The following is a 23,389-nucleotide window of genomic DNA, read 5'->3' as shown; positions in this document are numbered from 1 at the left end:
CGTGTCACGTTCGCAACGTGCTAACCTGATCGCGGACGAAACGTCCGCCGGTCATTTTCCGCAGTGGTGATCGTTGATCTTGTTTATCGCAAAACCGTCCGGACCAGTCCGGTGGTAGGAGCAGGCTCCAGCAGCCGTTGTGAACAACTGCTGGTCATAGTAGCGCGGGCCGCCGAAGAGGAAGTCGATGAGATCGTCATTGGCGGGAACGTAGCGCTCCTGTTCGTCCTGGTGATGACGGTGCTTGGCGCCCGCGAAAGCCAACGAGGACATGTCGAAGCCCATCGCGAGAGCAAGAGCGCAGATCGCCAACCGTTTCGTCGTCATCGCAAACACCCTTATGTTCGGGATTCGATCTTATATCGAAAATCGCCAGATGACGAAAAGTTCCTGAACAAGGGCCTTGCTCCGGCCGATGCGCGGCAGTCGACGACGGGCCCGGACCGCGGGCGCCCTCACCTGAACATCGCCACGCCCTCAATCCGTCTGGATCCAGACGGATTTGGTCTCCAGATACTCGTGCAGATGCTCGATGCCGCCCTCGCGGCCATGGCCGGACATCTTCATCCCGCCGAAAGGCACGGCCGGATCGATGGCATGGTACATGTTGACCCAGACCGAGCCGGCCTTGATGCGGCGGGCTAGCTTGTGCGCGGTGCCGAGGTGGGTGGTGAAGACGCCGGCCGCAAGCCCGTAGGGCGTCGCGTTGGCGCGCGCGACGGCCTCGTCCAGCGTGTCGAACGGCATCGCCGAAATAACCGGTCCGAAAATCTCCTCCCGCGCGATGGTCATGGTGTCCGACACCGCACCGAACACGGTCGGCGCGATGAAGTTGCCGCCGTCATAGAGTTCGCCTGTCAGCCGCGCCCCGCCGGCGACCAGTTGAGCGCCTTCGTCGCTGCCGGCCTTGATGTAGCCTTCCACCTTGCCGGCCTGCCTGGCATTGATGAGCGGCCCGATTTCGGTCTCCGCCTCGATGCCGTGGCCGATGCGCAGTTTTCCGGCGAACTCCGCCAGCCGGCGCACGAATTCGTCATGGATCTCGCGCGCCACGAACAGACGCGAGCCGGCAATGCAGATCTGGCCCGAATGCACGAACACCGCCATCGCCGCGATTGGGACAGCCTTGTCGATGTCGGCGTCGCGGCAGACAATGATCGGTGACTTGCCGCCGAGCTCAAGCGAGACGCGCTTGAGGTTGGTGACAGCGGCCCGCGCGATCGCTTGACCTGTCAGCGTCGAGCCGGTGAAGACGATCTTGTTGACGTCGGAATGTTCGGCGAGCCGCGCGCCCGCTTCGGCCCCGGTTCCGGTGACGATGTTGACGACGCCGTCGGGCACGCCGGCTTCCTGCATCAGCCGGCCGATCAGCAGCGGCGTCAGCGATGCCTCCTCGGACGGTTTCAGCACGATGGCACAGCCCGTGGCGAGCGCCGGCGCGACCTTCCAGATCGAAGCCGCGGTCGGCGCGTTCCAGGGAATGATCGCGCCAACGACGCCAACCGGCTCGCGCCTTGTGAAGGTGACGATCTCGCCGGGGATCGAATTGTCGATGGCCTCGCCATGCAGCGCCGTCGCCATGCCGCCGTAGAAGCGCAGCATGCCGATGACGCGGCGCCGGTTGGCCAGCGTGCGCGTGATCGGCAGGCCCATGTCGAGCGTGTCGGAAACGCTGAGCTCTTCCCAATGTGTCTCGAACAGGTCGGCGATCCTGAGCAGCACGCACTGCCGCTCATAGGGCGAGAATTTCGACCATGGACCTTCGAAAGCCGCGCGCGCCGCCGCGACCGCCGCATCGACATCGGCGGCTTCGCCACGCGGCACCGTCGCCAGCACCTCGCCGGTCGCCGGGTTCAGCGCCTGCATCACCTCGCCGGACTGCGCGGCGACCCACTTGCCGCCGATGAACATCGGCCGGAATTCGCCATGGTAGAGCGACGTGGCCTTCGCCCTCGGGTCGAAATTCACCGTCATCCCTTCCTCCTCGCAAATTCCCGGGCGACTATTACTCCCGGCGCGGGCGACCTCAACAAAGAAAGCTGAAGGGCGTTCGGATAATCGGACCGCTAGCGTCCGCGCCCGCATTCACCAGAAAGGCGCCACAACAGGTCCGTGCGGGTTTAAAGATGCCTAGTCCCCGCCGCCCGGCGTGCGTTCCGACAGGAATCGCGTTAGAGCGCCTGGCGTCCCGTTGCGGATCTCGACGTCGTTCCGGCGCGCGATCGCGGCGCGCACAAGCTTGGCGCCGAGATAGCGGAACGGTTCCGGCGGCATCGTCTTGCGCCGATCGAGCCCCACCAGCCCACTGCTGCTCCAGCGATCCTTCCGTTCCAGAACAAGGCTGGCGAGGACGCGGCCGCCGATTGGGGTCTGGGCAATGCCGGTCCCGTTGTAGCCCATGCCAAAGAAAATGTTGGGATGACCCTTCAAGTGATCGAAGACGGGGACATGCTCCGGCACGCAGTCGATCGGGCCCGCCCAATCATAGTCGATCGGCACTCCTCGCAGTTCGGGGTAGACGCGGGCCAGTTCGCGGATATTGTCCCGTCCGTGTTCGGGGCTGCGGTTGAAGCTTTGGCCGAAATTGCCCGCATAGGCGATGTTGCCGCTGCCGCGGCCGAAGACCACCCGGCCTTTCGGGGTGCGCTGATAATAGAGGACCTGGCGCTGCGCGTCGCAGATGGAGGCTCCGTCTCGCCAGCCGATCCGGTCGAGCAAGTCAGGGGTTTCCGCGGTCGCGACCACCTGGCTTGCGACCACGTAGAGATGCCGTCGCAGTTCGGGCAGCGCCGACAGCCAGGCATTGGCCGCCAGCACGACCTTCTCGGCCCGCACCGCGCCTTGCGCGGTCCGGACCACACAGGTCCTGCCGGGCACGATTTCGGTGACGGGGCTGCGCTCATGGACGACCACGCCGCGAGCGATCGCCAGATCGCGCAGGCCTGTCGCCAGCTTGGCTGGATGCACGGTTCCGGCATTCGCCTCGACGACGCCGGCATAGGAGGCGGAAGACCCGGTCCGCTGCTTGATCTCCTCGCCGGTCAGCTGCCGGAAGCGGTTGGCCCCGGCTGCCTCGGTCATCGCGACAGCGCGGTTCCAGGCCCCCTCCTGGGCCGTGGAACTGGCCGTCCACAGCCAGCCGTCGAGACGAAGATCCATATCGATCGTGCCGTCGCGCTGAAGTTTCTCCAGCTCTGCGATGGCATCGACGCTATCGGCGCAAAGCGCCCGCCCCTCCTCCTCTCCGACGACGGCGCTGATCTGATCGAGCTCGGCGAACCAGGAATGCACCTGTCCGCCATTGCGCCCCGAAGCGCCGGAGCCGCACTGATCGGCCTCGAGCACCATGACGCGGGTTTCGGGAGCCAGGTCGCGGATCCGCAACGCCGTCCACAGCCCGGTGTAGCCGCCGCCGACGATCACCACGTCGGCCTGCTCGCCGCCGACCAGGGGTTGGGTCGCCGGGGCAGCGGCAATGTCCTGCAGCCAGAACGACCGATCGGCTGTCGCCGCGACCGCCGGCTGTCTCATCCGTAAAGTGGCCATGTCAGACCCTCGTCTCGCGATTGATCACATCGGCATATTTCAGCGGCAGCCAGTCGGGGATAGGGCGCGGTTCCTGCGGGAAGCCGCCGAGATGCGTGCAGGTCCTGCTGGCATGGAGAGAGGCTTTTCGCATGGCATCGTCGGCGTCGAGACCCGCGAAGCAGAACGCGGTGATGAAGGTGGCGATAAAGCTGTCTCCCGCACCGCACGTGTCCACGACGGCGGTCGGCGACGCCTCGACATGGCGAACGCCTTGGCTGTCGCGGAAATAGGCGCCGCGGCTGCCGCAGGTGAGCACGACCTGGCGCGCCCCGGCCGACCGCAGCGCGGCCATGAGGGGCTCGACTGGCACGCTCGGCTCGTCTGGACCGGACCCGAAGACCAGAGGCACGCCCTCCAGCGGCAAGGCCAGATGCGCGGTCGAGACGTCGAGACTGAACGGCACACGCTCGCGAACCAGGCGGCGCACGAGGTCCTCGTTGGCATTGGTGCCCAGATGCACCCAGTCGGCTTTCGAAATGACCTGCCAGTTGCGCGGCGCGGGCATGTAATTCTCGCCGACGCCGAAGGATTCGAACAGGAAAGTACGGTCGCCCGACTGATCGCGCAGCAAGGTCACCGCAGTATCGCCGGAGATCATCTCGACATCGTTGCGGGACAGCCCGGCGGTCTCGATCTCGCGGAGCGTTATCTCACCTTCAGGATCATCGCCAACGGCGCCGAAATAGCGTGCGCTCCAGCCATTGCGGCGCCATTGAACGGCAACGTTGAGGGCGTTCCCGCCGACGGTCAGGAGGTCCTTGTTGAGATAGACGTCGAGGCAGTTGTCACCGACGGCGACCAGATTGGGCGATGCTCCTCCGGTCATGCTGCTGTCGGCGCCCGCGTCATGTGGGGCTCGATCGCCTTGAGATTGCGTGTCCACGCCGCGACCGGGTCCAGAGCATAGGAGCCATTTCCGAACGGCTCGAAGGTCAGTTTCCCCCGATAGCCCGACGCGGCGAGGTCGTCGAGATACTGGCCGATCGGAAGCTTGCCGTCGCCCCAGACAAGATGCCCCGCCGGCAGCCCGTCGACGATCTGCACATGCGCGAGGCGCGGCCCGAACAGCCTGACATAGTCGGCCACGGTATCGCCGGCAGTGGCCATGCCGACCGTGTCCAGGACCACATCAACAGTGTCGGCGCCGATCTGGTCGAGCATTTCGCGCAGGCCCGCCGCATTGGTGACGACGTTGGTTTCGACGCGTTGCAGCGGCTCGAGCAGGCAGCGCACGCCGAGCGAGGACGCATGGGCGGCGATCTCCGCGAGCGACTGGGCCGACCGTGCCCATGCTTCTTGCGGCGGGTCGTGTTCATATCCACGCCCGGACGTCAGGAACAAATATCGGGCGCCCAGTTCGGCGCATATGTCCGCCGCGCGGCAGAACCGCCTGACGCTGTCGCGGCGATATGCGCCGTCGCCCGACGCGATGTTGATCGGATAGATCACCTGCTCGGGCGTGAAGCACCAGACCGTCAGTCCGTTCTGCGCAAGTATCTCGCGAACCGATCGAACATGCGCGTCTGTCGCATGAAACAGGTCGAGATGCGGCGCGATGCCCCAAAGCTCGATCTCCTTGAAGCCGAAGCCGCGAAGGATCCCGGCAACGCGCTCGAATGCGTAATGCTGGAAGGCGAAGTTGGCCCCAATCAGCTGGTCGACCTTGAATTGCGGCATGGATGTCCTTCCCGGTGATTTATTTGCCGATGCCTTCGGAGAGGCCGCGGATGAAGTACCGCTGTGCGGCGAAGAAAAGCAGGACGATCGGCAGGGCCGAGATCGTCATCGCCGCGAAGACGACGCCGTAATTGGTGCCGTTCTTGGACATCAGCGAGGTGAGGCCGACAGGCAGCGTCTGCACCGCCGATCCATTGGTGAAGACCATCGCGAACAAATACTCGTTCCAGGCAAACAGCACGTGCAGGATGATGCAGGAGATGATGATCGGCTGGCACAGCGGCAGGATGATACGCCAGAAGATCTGCCCCTCGCTGGCGCCGTCGATCCGGGCCGCCTCGTCGAGATCCTTCGGCAGCCCAAGCATGTAGGCGCGGATCAGGAAGGTGCTGAACGGAATCCGGAACGCCGTGTAGAGGATGATCAGCGCCCAGTAGGTGTTGTAGAGGCCGATGGCCTGCAGCATCCGCACCAGCGGGATCAGCGCCACGGTCGGACTGAGCATGAGGCCGCCAAGAACCAGACCGACGATAAGCGGCTTGCCGGGCATTGGCGTTCGCGTCAGCCCGTAGGCGGTCCAGGCGCTGATCAGCACCGTGCAGATCGCTGAAGCGACGGTCACCAGCAGGCTCGAGACCAGATAGTCGCGGACGCCCCGGTTCCAGGCCTGCACATAATTGCCCCAGGTCCACCGCGACGGCAGCGCGAAGGGGTCGCCGAAGATCTGCCCATTATCCTTGAAGCCGTTGAGCGCCATCCAGACCAGCGGATAAAGCACGACAATGCCGAGACAGATCAGGAACGAGTACAGAAAGGCTTTCGCAAGAGCGCTCCCGAAGGCCGGGCGCGCGGTCCGCCCGCTGGCCGCCATCACCGTCACAGCTCGACCCTCCGGCGCCTGGTGTACCAAAGCTGGGCCGCTCCGGTGATCATGGTCACGGCGAAGATCACGGCGGCGATCGCGGCGCCGTAGCCGAAATTGTTCTGGATGAAGCCCTGCTGGTAAAGCCACGTGCCAAGCACCTGGCTGCGGTTGTTGGGGCCGCCGGCGGTCATGACCATGACTTCGTTGAACACCTGGAACGCGCCGGTGATGGTGACGATGATCATCAGGCCGGTCATCTCGCGGGTCAGTGGCAGCGTCACGCTCCACAGCCTGCGCAGCGGCCCGGCTCCGTCCATGACCGCGGCATCATAGAGATCACGCGGAATCTTCTGGATCGCGATCGCGAACAGGAGCGTCGAATAGCCGAAGCCCTGCCACTGGCTCATCGCGATGATCGCGTAGATCGCCGTGTGCTCGCCGCCGAGCCAGGGCTGGATGAGTTGTTCCAGGCCAATGCGCCTGAGCCCGGCGTTCAAGAGCCCGATATCCGGCTGGTAGATGAAATAAAACAGCAGGCCGGTCACGGTGATCGAGATCGCGGACGGAATGAAATAAATCGCCCGCCAGAAGCGCCTTTGCCGCTCGCTGCCCAGCCCCTCGATCAGCGCCGCCAGCACGAAGGCGCCGCCGACCTGGAAGACGATGGAGATCAACGCGTAGAGCGTGTTGTTCCACAACGCCACCCAGACGACCGGGTCGTGCAGCAGCCGCTCATAGTTGGCGAGGCCGATATTCGTGGTCTCGCCGGTAAAAATATCCTCGTCGGTGGTGCTGACGATGAAGTTGTCGACGATCGGGTAATACACGAACCAGCCGACCAGGATCACCGCAACGGCGACCCACCGGAGCGAGCCCCAGTGGCGGAACCGGCGGCCGGCTTTCGCCGCCGGCTCGCCCTTGGCGTTGCTCAAGGCAGCGCCTTCCATTCTGGCCAGACCGGGATTCGCCATTGGCCTATTTCGATGCCGCGGCCGCCTGCTTGACCTGCTCCATGACCTGTTCCGGCGTCATCGAGCCGCCGGTGAGGGCCTGGAGGCTGGACAGCCAGGCGGAGGCCACGCGCGGCGGGTTCACCGTGTCCAGCCACGGCATCAGGTAGGAAGCGGAGGCGATCTCCTTGAGGCCGGCCACGACGGAAGGGTTCATGTTGGCTTCCGACGCCCCGCCGATGGTCGCGCTGGGCTGCCCGTAGGGCGGAGCCGAGAGCACCTGGCCATTCTGCTTGGACGTGACGAATTTCATGAAGTCGATCGCCAGCGGGATGTTGGTGGAGGCGGAACTGATCATGTAGCCTTCCGGCGCGCCTTCGATCGCTTTCGCGTCGCCCTTCGCGCCGTTCGGCACAGGCAGGGTGAAGAAGCCCAGATCGGATACTTTCAAAGCGGAATCCGCCGAAGCGCTCTGATCGAACTCGATGATTTCCTGGTAGTACATGGCCGATTTCGTGTTGCTGAAGGTCTGGATGGCCGACGAATAGGAGGTACCGTTCACCGAGGCGCCGCCATCCGTGCAACTGTCGATGAGCTGCTTGTACTGGGTGAGCGCGGCGACATAGCCCGGGTCGCTATAGTCCGCCGTGCCGGGGTCGAAATCCTTCTCGAGTACCGCCTGCGGAACGTCGTAGGCGAGCAGCTGCCCCACATAGTGGATTGCCGGCCAGGCTTCCTTGTTGCCGAAAGAGATCGGCGTCATGCCCGATTTCCGGATCGTCTCGCAGGACGACAGGAGCTCCTCGAAGGTCTTGGGCGCGCTCAGGCCGAGTTTGGAGAACGCCTGCTTGTTGTAGCCCATGAATTTTGCGTCGAGATAGAGCGGAATGCCGTAGTATTTGCCATTGTACATGAAGGCCTGAACGGCCGCCGGCGTCAGTGTCTTGCCCCACTCGGTATCGGGCCCGATGACCGGGGTCAGGTCGACGGCGCGATGGCCGCGCACGAAATTTCCGCCCCAGCTGCCGGTCCAGGAAAAGTAGATGTCCGGGAGCGAGTTCGACGCGACCAGCGTTTTGGTCTTGTCCTTGACGCTGTCGTCGCTTTCCTGGATGAGTTCGACCTTCACGCCGGGATGAAGCTTCTCATAGTCCTGGGCGACGCCGACAAAATACGGCGCGAGCTGCTGCGCGCCGAATTTCGTCAGGACCGACAGCGTTCCCTGGTAATCGACCTTAGCGTTCGGATCGGCCTGGACCGCCTCGGCGCCGATACCCTGTCCCATTGTCAGACCCAGTGCCGATGCCGCGGCAAGCGCGGCGATTGCCGCCTGTGTTGAATATTTCATGATCAGTTCCCTTCTTCGTTTTTATGAGGTGAGGTGATCAGTATTCGACGCGCTTGTAGTAGCGGCGCGTCGTCAGCGGGTGATTGCGCAACACTTCCAGATGCGCGCTCACCCGTTCCAGCAACGTCGCAAGCACGATCGGCGAGATCAGCTTGCGGACAGCAGGCGAGATACCGGGCAGTTCGACCGATGCGGCATCGAGAACGTGCACCTTGTCGGTGTATCGTTTGATGAAATTTTCGACGCGATCACCCAGCGGACGGCTGGCATCTTCTCCCTTGAAGAGGAATACGCTCACACCCGGTTCGACCAGCTCCAGTGTGCCGTGGAAGAAGTCGGCGGCATGGACCGGTCTGGTCCTGATCCACTGCATCTCTTCCAGAATGCACATGCCGTAATAGTAGGCTTGCGGCCAGACGGAGCCGGCGCCGGTGAAGATGTGATAGGTTTCGTTCTTGATCGTGTCGGCGAGTTTCGCCGCGCTGTCTTCATAGGCCGCCTTTGCCCCAACCAGCAGTTCGGGCAGTCTCTTGAGCTCGGCGACGGTGGCGTCGAACTCCTCGTACTCGCCACGCTCGGCCAGCAGTGCCAGCACGATCAGCAGCGACTGCAGATAGAAGGATTCCGAAGAGGTGTCGTCCTCCGCGAAGTTCGTGAAAGTGAAATCGGCTTCCCTGGCAAGCGGCGTGTCGGAATGGCCGGTGAGCGAGAGCGTGCGCACGCCTCTCTGCTTCAGGAAGGAAAGCAGCTGCACGCTTTCCCTGGTCGTGCCCGAAAGCGACGGGATGACCACGAGCGACTTCCGGTCCAGCCCGGCGGGCGGATCAAGCACGACCTGCGCCGGATATTCTCCCCGCACCGGGAAGCTCGTACGGCGCTCGGCCAGCTCGATGGCCGGAAGGGTCAGAAGCTGCACGCCACCGGTCCCCATGAAATAGAGCCGCTCGACGCCCTCGCCGAGCAGCCGGTGCATGAGCGCCCTCGCCTCTCCGGCGAAGGAGACGGCTCCGCCCTGGATCTTGATGAAGCGGTCTTTGTCAAAGTTGAGCATGCAGGTCTTCCTCGTATTTTCGCTGCGGCAGGGCGTCCGCTCGTTGCAGGCACCGCCGGCGATCGCCGCGGCCACTATCGATCAGGCTGATTGTGAGATCGATCTCACATATTTAACGCACGCATTTCAGAGGTTGGCAAGTCCCCTGCCGGACGAATTCGCGGAAGAGCCTATTTGGATCGGGCGATCAGCGCCCGTGCAGCCGCGAGACCGAGCCGCGAACGATGAGACGGGTCGGGAAGCGCGTGTGGCGCGGGGCCAGCTTCTTGCCGGCCAGGCGGTCGAGCAGCATTTTGGCGGCAAGCGGCCCTATTTCGGCTGTCGGCTGCGCAATGACGGTGATCTGGGGATCGGTGAAGGTGGCGAGGTTGAAATCGTCGAACCCGACCAGCGAAACATCATGCGGGATGGACAGTCCCATCGAGCGCAGGCCGAGCAACGCGCCTTGGGTCATCAGGCTGTCCACGGTGAACAGGGCGGTCGGACGATCGCGGCGGCTGAACAGTCGAATGGTGGCTTCGACAGCATGTTCCACGGTCGAGCGTGACACGCTGACCAGCGACGGGTCGAGGGCAATGCCATGCGCCGCAAGCGAGTTCTGGTAACCGGCAAGGCGCTCCTGCGCGGTGAAGATGCGCGATTCGTCCCGCAACAGGCCGATGCGCTCATGGCCATTGGCAACCAGGTAGTCCACGGCCGCGCGCGCACCGCCTTCATTGTCGACGACGACGCTGTCGCAGTGCACTTCCTTGACGACACGGTCGATCAGCACGACCGGCGTGCCCTCACGGGCGAGCTGCACGATATGCTGGCTGTCCGTCGCCGAGGTCGGCGCGAGAATGAAGCCACGGATGCTGAGCGAACGCAGGCTTTCGAGCAGTTCCTTTTCCTGTTCGACATTCTCTTCGCTGCTGGCGATCAGAAGATTGTGGCGGTGCCTGCGCAGTTCCGCCTCGATATCATGGGCAATGCGCGCGAAGAACGGATTCTGGATGTCGCCGGGAATGAAGCCGACGATCGGCAGTTGCCCGCTGCGCAGGGCCTGCGCGACGAGGTTGGCGCGATAGCCCAGTCGCTCGGCGGCTTCCAGCACGCGCAAAGCCGTACCGTCGCCGACGTAACCATAACTGTTGAGCGCCCGCGCCGCCGTGGCGCGCGAAACGTTGGCCGCGGCGGCCACGTCTTTCAGGGTGATCCCTTTCTGCGTCACGATCATTGTGCTCCCGGGACGGTAATATCCCGTTTGGCGAACCCGCGGGCGAACTTGCCCGTACGCTATTGGTAAATAACAACAATGGTGGGCCCGGAGGGTGTAAATTTCCTCAACAAATCCAATGGCTTACCGGATGGCTAGCCAACCCGTATCCTTCGTACGATCTCGTATGGTCTGGCGAACCTTCGGACCAGGAGAAGGGCTAGTGTTCAATGCAAGGCGTGTCTCTACCTTATCCTACAAAAAGAGTCGATAAAGGCTTGTTGACCAAGGGGAAGCTCGACTGGTTGGGGGCGGACGACCGTCCGCTGTTGTGTAAGGTCAGCGGATAGCTGCCATTCGGCAACCGTCCAATTGGCGACGTTGGGACTAATGGAGCAGCCATGAAAAGCCACGCCGCAAAAAGGCTTCGCCACCCGTCCTGACAACCTCACCATGTGCCACGACGACGTGCTCGGGATGTTTTCCGATCAACTCACGAAGCTTTGGGCGCGCGGTTGCGCGGTTGCGGAAACTGAGGCGATAGTCGATCGGCGGATAGCCCCAGCCTTCGACCATTTTCGAAAGTCTTGCGATTGGCCGCATCCACCATGGCCAATGGTGTTTCAAGAACGTCTCGCTGAAGCTCTGTGAGAGGTCGGCGATGATGGCGGTACGCGATGCGCGGTGAAAGAAGATCAGTTCGTCCATGAATGGCGAATTGGTGAAATAGAACTGGTCGATATGCCCACTCCACTCGGCGGGTGGATCGCTGGCCAGTACCCCCGAAAAGCGGAGTTGCCTGCGCTGGCGATTGTCGCCGCCGTCGCCCACAAATTCGCGGCCGGGAATGCGGCCTGCCACTCACCCCAAAAAAGGCAGTGCAGCTTGTTGGGGCTGACGATATGCCGGACAGGACCCAGCGCTCGAATCTCACCCTCGATCGCAGCCGTCCTTTCGACCGGTGACCACAACCACAGCCCCCCATCGGCAAGACGCACGACGGCCATGCGTGTCGGATAATCGAATCCCTTGAACGAAACGATTCCGCCATCCGCAATCCATAGGTTCGATCCAGCGGTTCCAGCATGGTCGCTAAGTCTAGTCCCCTAAATGGGCGCTTTCCACCCCAACAAGACGATTGCAGGGTCATAAACAACGGTCGTCCGACACCGCCGAACGTTTTGACGTCAAATCTCCGTGCGCTTCGCAAGGAGTTGCCGGAGAGAAAACGACCTTTGGGGTGGACACAAGGCCGGGAGCGGACTGACAGAATTCTCGCATCGAGAGCCGATAGCGGACATTCAATCAGGCGGGATTGAAGTCTCCAACTGAACCGAAATGGAGGTCAGCGGAGTGTTTTTCTAGTCCGACCAGATCGGCGGCGATTGTTTGATATCGCCGACAATCCGCCTGCACGATGGATCGGTCCGGCCGCTCAGGCGGCACACTTCCGGCGTTGCCTTCAAGGCATGCAGGATCCACTCAATGTGTGGCCAGGGAAAATCTGTCGGGCCGTCGATGTCGCTATCTGCGGCAACGATTATCTCGAGCTTGGAGACAACGCCGAAAAGTGAGTTTGCAAGCGTACGCGGGAGTCTGTCCTGAATCTTCAAAGCCGCTGTCACAGCCTCGACCTCCGCTTGGTAGGCGATCGAATAACCGGCCTTCGCCTCCACCGACCGTGCGCCGCATGAAAAACCTCGTGAGGTTGGGGTTGCCCATTTTTTGCCGGTTTACGGCCAACTTGGCCGGTGAGCAAAGGCGGCCCTGCCTAGAATACACCGCCAATGCCGATGCCGCCTGAAATGTCGGGTGGGGGAGCTGCGGGGCGTCTCGGCGCGGCCTGCGAGCGCTTCGCTGTCATGCCGCCGGAGGTGTTTCGCGACGGGGCGGCATCCGAGGCCACTTTGGCCGGCTTGGCCTTGACGATGACCGGTTGCTTGCAGATTCTGCCTGAGCGCAGAAATAGATCGCCGAGCAGTCCGACGCTTGGCTCGGTCGTTGCTGCGACCTGCTTGGTGTTTTTGTAATATTCGGTGAGAGCACGAATTGAGCCCGCGCCCCAGTCCCCATCAACCTGCATCCGATAGCAGCCCAGGCGACGAAGTTCCGTCTGAACGTTGCGTGCAAGATCGGCCGTCCTGTCCTTGTCCGCTACGCCCGCGGAGGCGCCGATTATAAGGGTTTCGAGACCGGAGACGACACTTTGGCGAGCGTCTTCAACCCCTTCAGTGGGTGACATGTTGGCAACCTGAGTGCCAACAGGCGCCGCCAAACTGGATGACGGTGCCGGAATCTCGACCGACCGCAATGTCTGTCCAATGATGACCACGGCTGTTTGCAGATCATTTGAGGCAAGTTCAACCTGCAACCTCTTCTTAGCTGTGGGGTCTGCCAGGATGCGTGAAAGGCTTGCGCTCAACTGTCCCGGATCGAGTACCTGTTGCTCCGTGAAATAGAACTGCTCGCGCAGGTTCGATTGATCCCAAGGTACTTGACGCCCGACCGTCAGCGCTTCCGTTTCGTTGCGCACGCGGATCATCATGTCCGAAATGCTGAGCCCGGGGATCTCGACATTCTTCAGCAGTGCAGTGGTGAACGGGCTGTTTTCGCCGCCACCATCGGCCGTGACATTGCCAGGCTGAGTGGCAAAAGCAACGAATGTGTTTTCACCGACCTCAACTTGCGCCAGACCATTGCTCGCGCCTGGGCCGGAACCGAGCGGATTGTTGCGGCAGGCGTCCAGGAATATGAATGTCTGGCGATCGCGGCGCGCGAACCGCGCGATCACATCATTTAACTTGATGGCGCTGCCCGTCAGTTTTTCCAGGCTTTCAGGATCGGGCGTATCGACCGACAGCAGGTAGTTTTCGCCATTCAATTGGACGCCGTGACCTGCGTAGAAAATCAGAACGGCACTGGCGCCGGGCAATCGCGCATCAGCGTCTTGCAGGAGTTTGGCAAAACCATCGGTCGAAAGATCGGTCCCAGTCAGGACTTCGAAATTCAGCCGCTTCAAGCTCTCTGAAAGCCTTATGGCATCGTTCGTCGCATTGGGGAGATGCTCAAGCCGGGTGCTTTGATAGCTCGAATTGCCAATGACGATCGCCAGCCGGTTGCGTGGTTGCGGCGACGGGGTCTGTTCGACCGCGGCGCGAGCGCCAGCCGAGCCAAGGAACGTCAGAAGCAGAAGCAGCGGGATGCGAAACAGCAGTCTGAGGCGATGGGTCATGTCAGCATGCTCGTTCCGGCCTGCGTCAATGTTGATCTCGCAACTTTCGAAACAGCGCACCACGACGCAAACGCAAGCGTGCCCGAGCGTCTGGACCTGCCCCCCCCAAAGGTCAGCAGATTTTATACCAAGACGCGTTTCAAAGATAGAAGAAAGGGACTTGTATGGGCTCAGTCGCTGGATTGTGGAGGACAAGATGCCGATCAAGATCAACCTTGCGCTACCGGTTTATGGAGCAGCCTACAAAAGCGTGTTCGTCCGCAGCTTGTTCGCGGCCCTGACCCACAAGAGCCTGTCCAGCTACGCCTTCACGCTGTCCGAAATCGAGTACACGGATATCCCATTTTCCCGCAACTATCTGCTGACCAATTTCTACTACAACAAACCGGATTGCAGCCACATCCTGATGATCGACAGCGACATGGGCTTTTCGCCTGATCTCATCGCCGCGATGCTGGCGCTTGAGAAGCCGGTGGTCGGCACTTTGTATCCTCGGCGTCTGATCGATCTCCGCAGACTTCACTCGCTGTCGAAACTGCCCTTCGACAAGGCCTTTGCACGGAGTCTGGAGTTCGTTGGAACCATCATCGAACCCCGGCAGGAGATGAGCGGCTTCGTCCGGGTGTCGCTATGCGGCACGGGCGTCTTTCTGGTTTCCCGCGACTGCGTCACCGAGATAATCGAGAAGCTGCCAGAAACGGTGAACCGGTCTCGCTACAAACATAACAAATACAGCGCACAGTTCGACAGCTTTCTGACGCCTTTTTCAAAGATCGTGACGCCCGATGTGGATTTGCCTACCGATTTCTCTTTCTGCCACCGCTGGGCGCAGCAATGTGGCGGCGAAATATGGGCAAGCTTTGACCGCAAGGTCGCCCATGCAGGAGATATGACCGTTTCGGCAGCCTATTCTGAGCTATAATAGTCTCCTTTGACGTTGATGTACTGCCATGTCAGCAGCTCGATCCGAGTTTTGGATAGTGACCTTGTCGCCACATATGGCGTTACAATGGTCTGGGGGCGAACGCCTTTCCATTGCCATAGGGCAGCGCGCCGCGTACACTTCCGGTCAGCAAGGCATCGAACCCACCAGATGGGTCGACGAGCGATTTTAATAGCCTGATTTGTGACGGTATCGATTTCTCGTAAGTGAGGTCGAATGAGAGTGCCGCGCAGGGTCTATCAACTGGGGGGTGTCTCGTTGCTTGCGTTAGCGGCAGCGTCCACGTTCCAAATGTCTGGCGCGGCAGCCTGCACCGCCACCGCGGAAGGCGCCTCGACAACAGTCGGGTCAGGCATCTCCGCCGTAACGACATTCCAAACGACGTCGGTCACGGTCGCGTGCAACACAGCCGGAACTGTCCAGGACGTCGGGGGCGTATTCACGACGGGGTTCGAGGGTTACCAAGGGCAAGACAACAGCTCGTCGACTGTCATCGTCAACGACTATGATGGCAATGGCGACGACATTGTGAACATCGTTGGCGGCATCCTCAACAACGGTACGCCTACACCCAACGTCAGTGGCCTGCCGCCGATAACCTCGCAGGCCACGACCTCCTTACAGCCGGGAGCGGGAACCATCCAACTCCTTGGCGGCAACGATCGGTTCGAAATGTCCGATGGGGTTTTCAACGGTGAGCCGTTCGCGCCGCACGTCGACGCCAATCTCGACACTGGGGCGGGCGATGACACGGTCATCATCCACAGCGGCAGCATTTTCACCATCTACCTTGGCGAAGGCAACAATTCGCTGGAGATGACCGGCGGTGAAATTGACGGCTCAGTCATCGGCGGCGATGGCATCGACACCATCACCATGGGCACCGATACAAGCGTCGGCGATGGCGACGGCGGCATTGTCGTGGGTTCTGTTTTGACAAATGGAGGCGCCGACAGCGTCACCGTCAAGAATGGCGCCATTGTTTACGGCGATTCGGAAGGAGGAGGTGCCATTGGGCTTGGCGACGGCGATGACCGTTTCACCATGACCGGTGGGGTCCTCGACGGCAGCCTGAGCGGTGACGATGGCAACGACACGCTGGACATCAGCGGTGGTGCGGTCCAGAGCTCCGTGACGGGAAACGCAGGCGACGACCGCATCACGATCAACGGCAATGCCACAGTCGATCTCGATGTTGACGGAGATGTCGGAAACGACACGATAACGGTGAGCGACAACGCCACCGTCGGTGGCAGCATATTCGGCAACGAAGGCAACGACACCGTCGACATTAACGGCGGCACCATCGGAACGACCGCGGCGCCGGGCCGCGTCGACCTCGCTGAGGGCGCCGATCTTTTCAACATGACCGCGGGTCATGTAATCGGTTCGGTGTTCGGCGAAGGCGGCGGCAACAGCTTTGACGTGAGCGGCGGCAGGATCGACGGCTCGATCTTTGCTGGCAGCCAGAACGATATCGTATCAATTTCGGGCAATGCCATCCTAGGGATTGATCCGAACGTGGATGGACCGGACTCCGTCGGACTGGAGGACGGTAACGACACCTTCACCATGACGGGTGGCTCGCTCGCGGGTTCGGTGAGCGGTGGGGCCGGCGATGATGTCATCGCTCTGCGCGGGGGTGCCGTAAACAGCTTTTTGGAAGGCAACGCCGGCAACGATCAGATATTCGTCTCGGGCGGCGCGCTTGCGGGAGAGGTCATCGGCGACGCCGGTGACGATGTGATTGTCATCAGCGGCGGTACCATCGGATCCACCGTTTCGGGGGACGACGGCAACGACACGATCACGGTCTCTGGCGGCACCGTCGACGGCAATGTCAGCGGCGGTGCCGGATTCGACCAAGTTTCGGTTTCCGGCGGCACCATCAAGGGTGGTATCGACGCCGACCACGTCCAGCTCTCCGGCGGCACCATCGGCGGTGACATCACCGGCCTTGGACCCGACACGCTCATCATCAAGGGATCCGGCGCGGTCGATCCGCTCAATCTGAGCGATCACGTCCTTTTCAGCGGAACCAATGCCAATGGCACCGTCACCGATACCGACCTCGCTGCCGGGGGCAAAAGCCAGAATTTCGCCGGGTTCGATAGTTTCTCCGCCGATCATTCCACGCTCCGTTTCAGCGGTGGCACGCAAGGCATCAACCAACTGAACCTCGGCAATGGCTCGACGCTGTTCATCAACGGCAACGTCACTATGCCAGGTTCGATCATCGCGACGAATTCGCTGATCAACATGACAGACGGTGCCGCCGATGACGTGTTGACGCTGGGCGGCCTCACCCTCAACGGAGCAAGCATCGGTCTCGACATCAATCAACAGACTTTGCAGTCGGACCAACTCGTCGCCAACGCATTTTCGGCCACCGGCGTCAACACCATCATCGTCAACCTACTGGGCACGCCCCAATTCACGCAGGCGACCGATATTCCGATCATCGTCTCGACCGGCGGGCCGATTGCCGGGATTTTCAACATCCAAGGCACTCCAGGCACGCTGGGCTCACTTTTCACCTATGCGATCGTCACTGGCCCGAATGGCGGCTTGTTCCTGCGCGCCACGCCGGCCAATTTCGGTATTGCGGCGGCGCCGATCAGCGCCACCAACGCCGGCGCGGTCACGGTGGCAATCGATGCTCTCTACGGCATAAACCGCGACGCGATCGATGCTGACCTCCCCCTTTCGCCCGCATCCGGATCTGGAATGGTGCCGGTTTCGTCCAGCTTCGGCGTCTTTGCCTCCGGCCAATTCGCTCATACCGAGCATGACGGCTACACTATCAGTGGCGGTGGTTTGAATGGCCCTGGTCCGAGGTTCGATGCCAATGATTTTTCGGCCGCGATCAGCCTGGATTTCAATGCCGCCAAGCATTTCCAGTTCGACAATGAGTATGGCCTCAACATCGGTGTTTTCGCCGGCTATGCCTCGACAGATGTCAACCTTGGCGCGTTCGGCGGATTTGACGCCATAGGCGAAGGCACGAATAAGGCCGGCATGTTCGGCGGCTACGCGCTGTTGCGCAAGGACTACAACTACGCCCTGGTCTCCGCCTCCGGCTTCTTCGGCGGTAGCGACGTGACCAACGGCGTGCTCGGCACCACCGGCAGCTATGACACCGAGGGCTATGCGGTTACGGGATCGGTCGGCCACATCTTCACCTTGAGCGAGCGCACCCGTTTTGACCTGCGTGGCGGCCTGCTTGGCGTGTCATTCCGAGGCGATCCCTTTACCGACAGCGGCGGCAACCAGTTCGGCAAGAGCCGGCTTTCCTTTGGCGCGTTTAAGCTCGAGCCTGGGATCTATGGCGATTACAAGCTAAGCAACGGAATGGTGTTCAGCCCCTATGCAAGGGCCGAATTGCAGCAGCGTTTCAGTTACAAGAACACGACCGAAATCGACACCAGGACGATTTCCTTTGACGATGCCGATTTTTCCGCGGCGCTATCAGCCGGGTTCAACCTGAAGGTCTCGGAGTTGACGACCGTCAACGGCGAAGTCCGTGGCAAGGTGTCGTCCGACAGTTCCACCATCGGCGCCAAGCTCGGACTGAAGGTCGCCTTCTAGTCGCGTGACGTATCCGCGATCCGAATGACCGTGGCGCGGCGCACACGCTCGCCAGCATTTCGCCGCTGATACCAGATCGCCACCTCCCACTGTTCATTGACCCGCGCGAACCAATGGTCGGTCTGCGGTCCTCGAGACTAGTCGTATCGTGCTGCGCGTGAACGGGCCGCCGACCTACTGGCCAAGCCCGAGCATCTCGAACGCTATCCACATGCCTTTCTGGCGGTCAACGACAGCGCATCTGCATCGCCAGGCCTTTGGCGCTGGATCCCCGTCTCCTCATCGCCGATGAAGCGGTGGGCCTCGCTCGAGGTCACGATCTAGGCCCAGCCTAGCAACCTGCGGATGGATCTGCAGCGTGATCGCCATTCTGCTTATCAGCCATGACATGGCGGTCGTGGAGCGCATCGCCCATCGCGTCGCTGTCATATATCCGGGAGAGATTGTGGAGATAGGCGACCGCCGGTCGGTTTTCGGCAATCCGCAGAGGCCGGTTGGAGAACCAATGTCGGACGAGATTCCCAGTGCGATGCGCGATGCCGATTTTGTTCCGGTCCGCCTGCCTATGAACGCGGTTTCGCCAGGCATTTCGTTCGGGAGACGGCGCCCGCTTAGTGGAAGGCGACCGCAAGGTCACCGACACTCGCGGCTCTATTGCTCGAATGCGAGACGGCAAATCTCGGTCGGGCTCTATTCGAACACGAAGGTAAATCCTTGCGCCGAGGCACCGACGGTGACTTTCGTCATCTTCTTGCCCTCAAGCGTGCGATTGAGCACGCCGCGGCTGAGTTCCGGCAGCAACGTGTTGGTGAGAATGGCGTCGATCATGCGCCCACCGGATTCAATCTCGGTGCAACGCGCCTTGACCATGTCCATGACACCCTCGCCGATCACCAGCTCTGCTTCGTTGCTGGCTTTGAGACGCCGCGCGATCTTGCCGAACTGGTGTGCGGTGATCGCCTCGATCATCGCGTCCGAAAGCGGGTAGTAAGGGATTGTCACCACGCGGCCGAGGAAAGCGGCAGGAAACACTTTCAGCAGCGGATCGCGCAAAGCGGTGTCCAGATCGTCGATGCCGGTGCGCAAGGTGCCGTTCCTCGTGCGGTCCATGATAACCTCGGAACCGACATTCGAGGTGAGCAGGATCAGCGTGTTCTTGAAATCGATCCGGCGCCCTTCGCTGTCGTCCATCATGCCCTTGTCAAAGACCTGGAAGAAGATCTCGTGCACATCGGGATGCGCCTTTTCGACCTCATCGAGCAGAATCACCGAATAGGGCTTGCGCCGCACGGCCTCGGTCAGGATGCCGCCCTTCCCATAGCCGACGTAACCGGGCGGCGCGCCCTTCAGCGTCGAGACCGTGTGCGCCTCCTGGAACTCGGACATGTTGATCGAAATCAGGTTCTGCTCTCCGCCATAGAGCGTCTCGGCCAGCGCCAGGGCCGTCTCGGTCTTGCCGACGCCCGAGGGGCCGCAAAGCAGGAACACGCCGACCGGCTTTTCCGGTGCGCCGAGACCGGCGCGGCTGGTCTGAACGCGCCGCGCAATCATCTCCATCGCATGGTCCTGACCGACCACGCGCTCGGACAAGGTGGCCGCGAGCTTGAGCGCTTTCTCGGTCTGGCTGGACAGCATCCTTCCGGTCGGAATGCCGGTCCAGTCCTGGACAACCGCCGCCACCGCGTTGCGGTCGACCGAGGGCAGGATCAACGGCGTCTCGCCCTGGGCTGCGGCGAGTTCCGCCATCAATTCGCGCAGCCGCGCCAGATCAGCGGCGGAATCGGGCGCAGGAGCAGGCTCGTGGGCAGCAACGGCCTGTGACCTAGGCGCCTCGCCCGCTGGCGCGCCGACAGCTTGCCCCGGAGCAGCTTCCCCGCTCTCCTGCCCGTCAAGGGGCATGCCCTCGCCACGGAGCTTGGCGCGCAGCTCGAGAATCGCGCTCACAAGCGCCTTCTCCCGCTCCCAACGCGCTTGCGCCTGCGCAAGCGCGGTCTCGGCTTCCGCCAAGCCGACCTCTACGCGCCGCTGTCTGTCGGTCACGTCGATGCCGATCGCCGCCTCGCGGGAGATAATGCCTTTCTCGACCTCGAGCGCCTGGCGACGACGCAGAATGTCCTCGACCTCGGCAGGCGTCGCGTGCTGCGAGATGGCAACGCGCGCGCAGGCGGTGTCGAGTAGGCTGACCGCCTTGTCGGGCAACTGCCTGGCTGCGATGTAGCGGTGCGAAAGCGAAACCGAGGCTTCGATCGCCTCGTCGAGGATCTGCACCTGGTGGTGCTGCTCGAGAACGCCTGCGACACCGCGCAACATTAATACGGCCACCATTTCGGAAGGCTCGTCGATCTTTACGACCTGGAACCGACGGGTCAGCGCAGGGTCCTTCTCAATGTGCTGCTTGTACTCGGCCCAGGTCGTGGCGGCGATGGTGCGGAGCTCGCCGCGCGCCAGAGCGGGCTTGAGGAGATTGGCCGCGTCGCCGGTTCCCGCCGCGCCACCGGCGCCGATCAGCGTGTGGGCTTCGTCGATGAACAGGATGATCGGGGTCTCTGACTGCTGAACCTCGTCGATGACAGCCTTCAGCCGCTTTTCGAACTCGCCCTTGACGCTGGCGCCCGCCTGCATCAGCCCGACATCGAGCATGCGTACGCTGACGTTCTGAAGCGTCGGCGGCACGTCGCCCTGCGCAATGCGCAAGGCAAAGCCCTCGACGACCGCCGTTTTGCCGACGCCCGCCTCGCCGGTCAAGATCGGGTTGTTTTGCCGGCGCCGCATCAGGATGTCGATGATTTGGCGGATCTCCGCATCGCGTCCGACGACCGGATCGATCTTGCCGTCGCGGGCGCGCTGGGTGAGGTCAGTGGCGTATTTGGCGAGTGCCGAATCGCGCCCCGGGCCCCGATTCATCGACGTTTCGGCGGCGACTGCGGCAGGCGGTGAGCCGGCTTCGAGAGAGCCTTCGACGACATCGGAAAAGCGGGCGATAACCCCATCCGCGTCGATCTTGTCGAATTCAGCGCTGATCTTCGAAACCAGACCTTCCAGCACCGGTGTCTTCAGGCATGCGAGAAGAATATGCGCGCTGCGCACCTCTTCTACCCCGAATTCCAGTGTGGCCAGGTTCCAGCCTTCCTGTATGGCGTGGAAGATGTGATCTGAGAATTCCTCCAGCGAGGTCGCGCCATAGGGCAGCTTGTCGACGGCACGGGTCATATCCGCCGTCAGCCGGCTGACATCCAGTCCGGCATCAGCGACGATCATCTGCACGTCCGAGCGCTCGGACAGCACCAGTTGCTGGACGAAGTGGACCAGCTCGACATAAGGGTTGCCGCGCAACTTGGCCGTGTCGGCGGCGGCCTTGAAGGCGCGCACCCCCGTTGGATTGAGCTTCGCAACGAGTTCCTTGCGCTTGAAACTCTGCGACGACCGGCGCTGTTCCATTCGAACCTGCCCCCGAAAACTGCTGACCCTACCCTGCCACAGAAGCGGCTGCTTGACAAAGCCATGTGACGAGCGGGCCCCTTTTGGCCCCGTTCGGGCGGCACCTTGTCGTTACACAAGGCTAGCAAACTCCCGCAACGAACCAGCACTGCGATGCCAACGACGTGACCCATCGCGCATACCGGGTCCGCCGATCGCCCATAGGTTTCGTTGAAAGATAACCGAGCATTCAGCTTCTGTGAGTTTTCGAGCATCTGCTCAATTGTCGTGGCACGGGACCGATGATAACGTTGCGTCACATGGGGGGCACGGGGCGGCTTGCGGGGGGTAGGTGTGGTTGATCTCGCACTCTGGCTGAATCCTCTTGACGGTGACAACCCGTCGGGAGTGGATTTGCGCAACGACCCGGCTTTTCACGAGCTGGAGCGGCTGACGGAAGCCCAGATCAAGGTCGTTCACGAGGGCGGCAACAAGGCTTCGCAGTCAACCATTTCGGTCGACTGGGCGACCGTCCTACAAAAAGCCGAAGAATTGCAATCGCGCGGCCGCGATTTGCGCCTTCTGGTGATCGTCACGCGGGCGCTGGCCAACGAAGAGAGGCTCGCGGGCCTCGCCCAGGGGCTGAACCTGATCGCAAAGACGTTCGACCAGTATTGGGATACGATGCACCCGGCTTTGCGCACGGCCGCCACGCCCCGCGAGGCAGCGCTGCGACGCATCAATGCGCTGCTTGACCTCCAAAACGGCCAGGACGGCCTGCTGGCGAACCTGAGGCAGACCGTGTTCTTCTCACCGCGTGCGATCGGGCCAATTAGCGGGCGAGACCTCGAACAGGCCGCGCTCGACGAGCGCGTCATGCTCCAGGAAGCTGCCTCCGGCCTGGGGACGGGCGAAAGGGCGGCGCTGACTTCGGCCCACAACCAGATGCTGAACCGGGTGCGCACGGGATGCGCGGCGCAGGCCGATCAAGACGCCGACGCCATCATGACGCTTTTGAGCGATGCGCGCGCCGCCATTTCGGCGTTGGAGGCGGTGGATGCTGCGCTCAATGTCCGCATCGACGGCAATGGTGCAGCCGTTCCGGAATTGAAGAAGTTCCTGCAGCGACTGCTGACGACGCTGGAGTGGAATACCAGTGCCAGCGCGGTCGCCAACGGTGCCGCAAAGCCTGCAGCGCAGCCGTCTCAACCGACATCGACGCCCACCCGAAATGGCCATGGAGCCGAGACGATGGCAAGTGTGGCAAACTTGGCGGAAACCAGCATCGGTCTGCCTGAGCGCCTCAATTCGCGCGACGAAGTCGTCAAATGCCTCGACCTCGTGGTCGCGTTCTACGATCGCACCGAGCCGTCCAGCCCGATCCCGCATCTCGCCCGGCGTGTGCGCCGCATGGTGCATATGGATTTCGTGGAACTGATGGAAGATCTCGCCCCGTCGGGGCTGAAGGAATTCCGGCTGCTTGCCGGTGTTCCCGATCCCAAGAAGCCGGCCCAGAAGGATGAAAGGTAACAATC

General features: G+C 62.0%; 17 protein-coding genes and 1 pseudogene. 4 read left to right on the top strand and 14 right to left on the bottom strand.

The features are described from left to right. Window positions 1-51: 51 nt before the first annotated feature. From FJ936_RS29010 to FJ936_RS28945, 13 genes are all read right to left on the bottom strand, one after another. The gene (locus FJ936_RS29010) at window positions 52-327 is read right to left on the bottom strand and encodes a hypothetical protein (RefSeq protein WP_140793215.1); all 276 of its coding nucleotides are present in this window, start codon (window positions 325-327) and stop codon (window positions 52-54) included. A gap of 150 nt (window positions 328-477) precedes the next feature. Further along, the gene (locus FJ936_RS29005) at window positions 478-1,974 is read right to left on the bottom strand and encodes an aldehyde dehydrogenase family protein (protein WP_140793217.1); all 1,497 of its coding nucleotides are present in this window, start codon (window positions 1,972-1,974) and stop codon (window positions 478-480) included. A gap of 156 nt (window positions 1,975-2,130) precedes the next feature. Continuing rightward, window positions 2,131-3,546: an FAD-dependent oxidoreductase gene (locus FJ936_RS29000; RefSeq protein ID WP_141907367.1), complete on the bottom strand. Its 1,416-nt coding sequence runs from the start codon at window positions 3,544-3,546 to the stop codon at window positions 2,131-2,133. 1 nt (window position 3,547) lies between these two features. Next, complete coding sequence (locus FJ936_RS28995; RefSeq protein WP_141907366.1) at window positions 3,548-4,414, bottom strand: PfkB family carbohydrate kinase; 867 nt, start codon at window positions 4,412-4,414, stop codon at window positions 3,548-3,550. Next, window positions 4,411-5,265 carry a sugar phosphate isomerase/epimerase family protein gene (locus FJ936_RS28990; RefSeq protein ID WP_140789655.1) on the bottom strand — a complete coding sequence of 285 codons (855 nt, stop codon included), beginning with the start codon at window positions 5,263-5,265 and terminating at the stop codon, window positions 4,411-4,413. The genes FJ936_RS28995 and FJ936_RS28990 overlap by 4 nt, the downstream gene beginning before the upstream one ends. A gap of 19 nt (window positions 5,266-5,284) precedes the next feature. After that, the gene (locus FJ936_RS28985) at window positions 5,285-6,136 is read right to left on the bottom strand and encodes a carbohydrate ABC transporter permease (protein WP_041163763.1); all 852 of its coding nucleotides are present in this window, start codon (window positions 6,134-6,136) and stop codon (window positions 5,285-5,287) included. A 5-nt stretch (window positions 6,137-6,141) separates the two neighbouring features. After that, complete coding sequence (locus FJ936_RS28980; protein ID WP_224527425.1) at window positions 6,142-7,101, bottom strand: sugar ABC transporter permease; 960 nt, start codon at window positions 7,099-7,101, stop codon at window positions 6,142-6,144. Between the two features lie 4 nt (window positions 7,102-7,105). After that, the gene (locus FJ936_RS28975) at window positions 7,106-8,428 is read right to left on the bottom strand and encodes an ABC transporter substrate-binding protein (RefSeq protein ID WP_140727089.1); all 1,323 of its coding nucleotides are present in this window, start codon (window positions 8,426-8,428) and stop codon (window positions 7,106-7,108) included. Window positions 8,429-8,465: 37 nt separating this feature from the next. Further along, window positions 8,466-9,479, bottom strand: coding sequence for an SIS domain-containing protein (locus tag FJ936_RS28970; RefSeq protein WP_140789657.1), 1,014 nt, complete (start codon window positions 9,477-9,479; stop codon window positions 8,466-8,468). Window positions 9,480-9,666: 187 nt separating this feature from the next. Further along, the gene (locus tag FJ936_RS28965; RefSeq protein WP_210161500.1) at window positions 9,667-10,689 is read right to left on the bottom strand and encodes a LacI family DNA-binding transcriptional regulator; all 1,023 of its coding nucleotides are present in this window, start codon (window positions 10,687-10,689) and stop codon (window positions 9,667-9,669) included. A gap of 372 nt (window positions 10,690-11,061) precedes the next feature. Beyond that, the gene (locus FJ936_RS28960) at window positions 11,062-11,535 is read right to left on the bottom strand and encodes a hypothetical protein (RefSeq protein WP_246680584.1); all 474 of its coding nucleotides are present in this window, start codon (window positions 11,533-11,535) and stop codon (window positions 11,062-11,064) included. Window positions 11,536-12,035: 500 nt separating this feature from the next. Continuing rightward, window positions 12,036-12,350 carry a hypothetical protein gene (locus FJ936_RS28950; protein ID WP_181763196.1) on the bottom strand — a complete coding sequence of 105 codons (315 nt, stop codon included), beginning with the start codon at window positions 12,348-12,350 and terminating at the stop codon, window positions 12,036-12,038. A gap of 95 nt (window positions 12,351-12,445) precedes the next feature. Beyond that, window positions 12,446-13,906, bottom strand: a complete 1,461-nt coding sequence (locus FJ936_RS28945) for a caspase family protein (RefSeq protein ID WP_141907363.1) — start codon at window positions 13,904-13,906, stop codon at window positions 12,446-12,448. A gap of 196 nt (window positions 13,907-14,102) precedes the next feature. On the opposite strand from FJ936_RS28945, the gene FJ936_RS28940 reads away from it, so the two are divergent. From FJ936_RS28940 to FJ936_RS28930, 3 genes and pseudogenes are all read left to right on the top strand, one after another. Further along, complete coding sequence (locus tag FJ936_RS28940) at window positions 14,103-14,828, top strand: hypothetical protein (RefSeq protein ID WP_140789665.1); 726 nt, start codon at window positions 14,103-14,105, stop codon at window positions 14,826-14,828. A gap of 312 nt (window positions 14,829-15,140) precedes the next feature. Then, the gene (locus tag FJ936_RS28935) at window positions 15,141-18,437 is read left to right on the top strand and encodes an autotransporter (RefSeq protein WP_246680583.1); all 3,297 of its coding nucleotides are present in this window, start codon (window positions 15,141-15,143) and stop codon (window positions 18,435-18,437) included. 141 nt (window positions 18,438-18,578) lie between these two features. Beyond that, window positions 18,579-18,990 (top strand): annotated as a pseudogene (locus FJ936_RS28930) (ATP-binding cassette domain-containing protein); the annotation flags it as partial. Between the two features lie 137 nt (window positions 18,991-19,127). On the opposite strand, the gene tssH reads toward FJ936_RS28930, so the two are convergent. Next, window positions 19,128-21,875 (bottom strand): type VI secretion system ATPase TssH, encoded by a 2,748-nt coding sequence (tssH, locus tag FJ936_RS28925; protein ID WP_140789669.1) that lies wholly within the window; start codon window positions 21,873-21,875, stop codon window positions 19,128-19,130. A 333-nt stretch (window positions 21,876-22,208) separates the two neighbouring features. Between tssH and tssA the strand changes: the two genes are divergently transcribed. Then, window positions 22,209-23,384, top strand: a complete 1,176-nt coding sequence (gene tssA, locus FJ936_RS28920; RefSeq protein WP_141907361.1) for a type VI secretion system protein TssA — start codon at window positions 22,209-22,211, stop codon at window positions 23,382-23,384. The last annotated feature ends 5 nt before the right edge of the window (window positions 23,385-23,389 follow it).

Origin of the sequence: Mesorhizobium sp. B2-4-13 (assembly GCF_006658535.1) — a bacterium.
Lineage (GTDB): Bacteria > Pseudomonadota > Alphaproteobacteria > Rhizobiales > Rhizobiaceae > Mesorhizobium > Mesorhizobium australicum.
The sequence above is the reverse complement of the archived record's forward strand: the minus strand, read 5'-3'. Positions and strand labels throughout refer to the sequence as shown.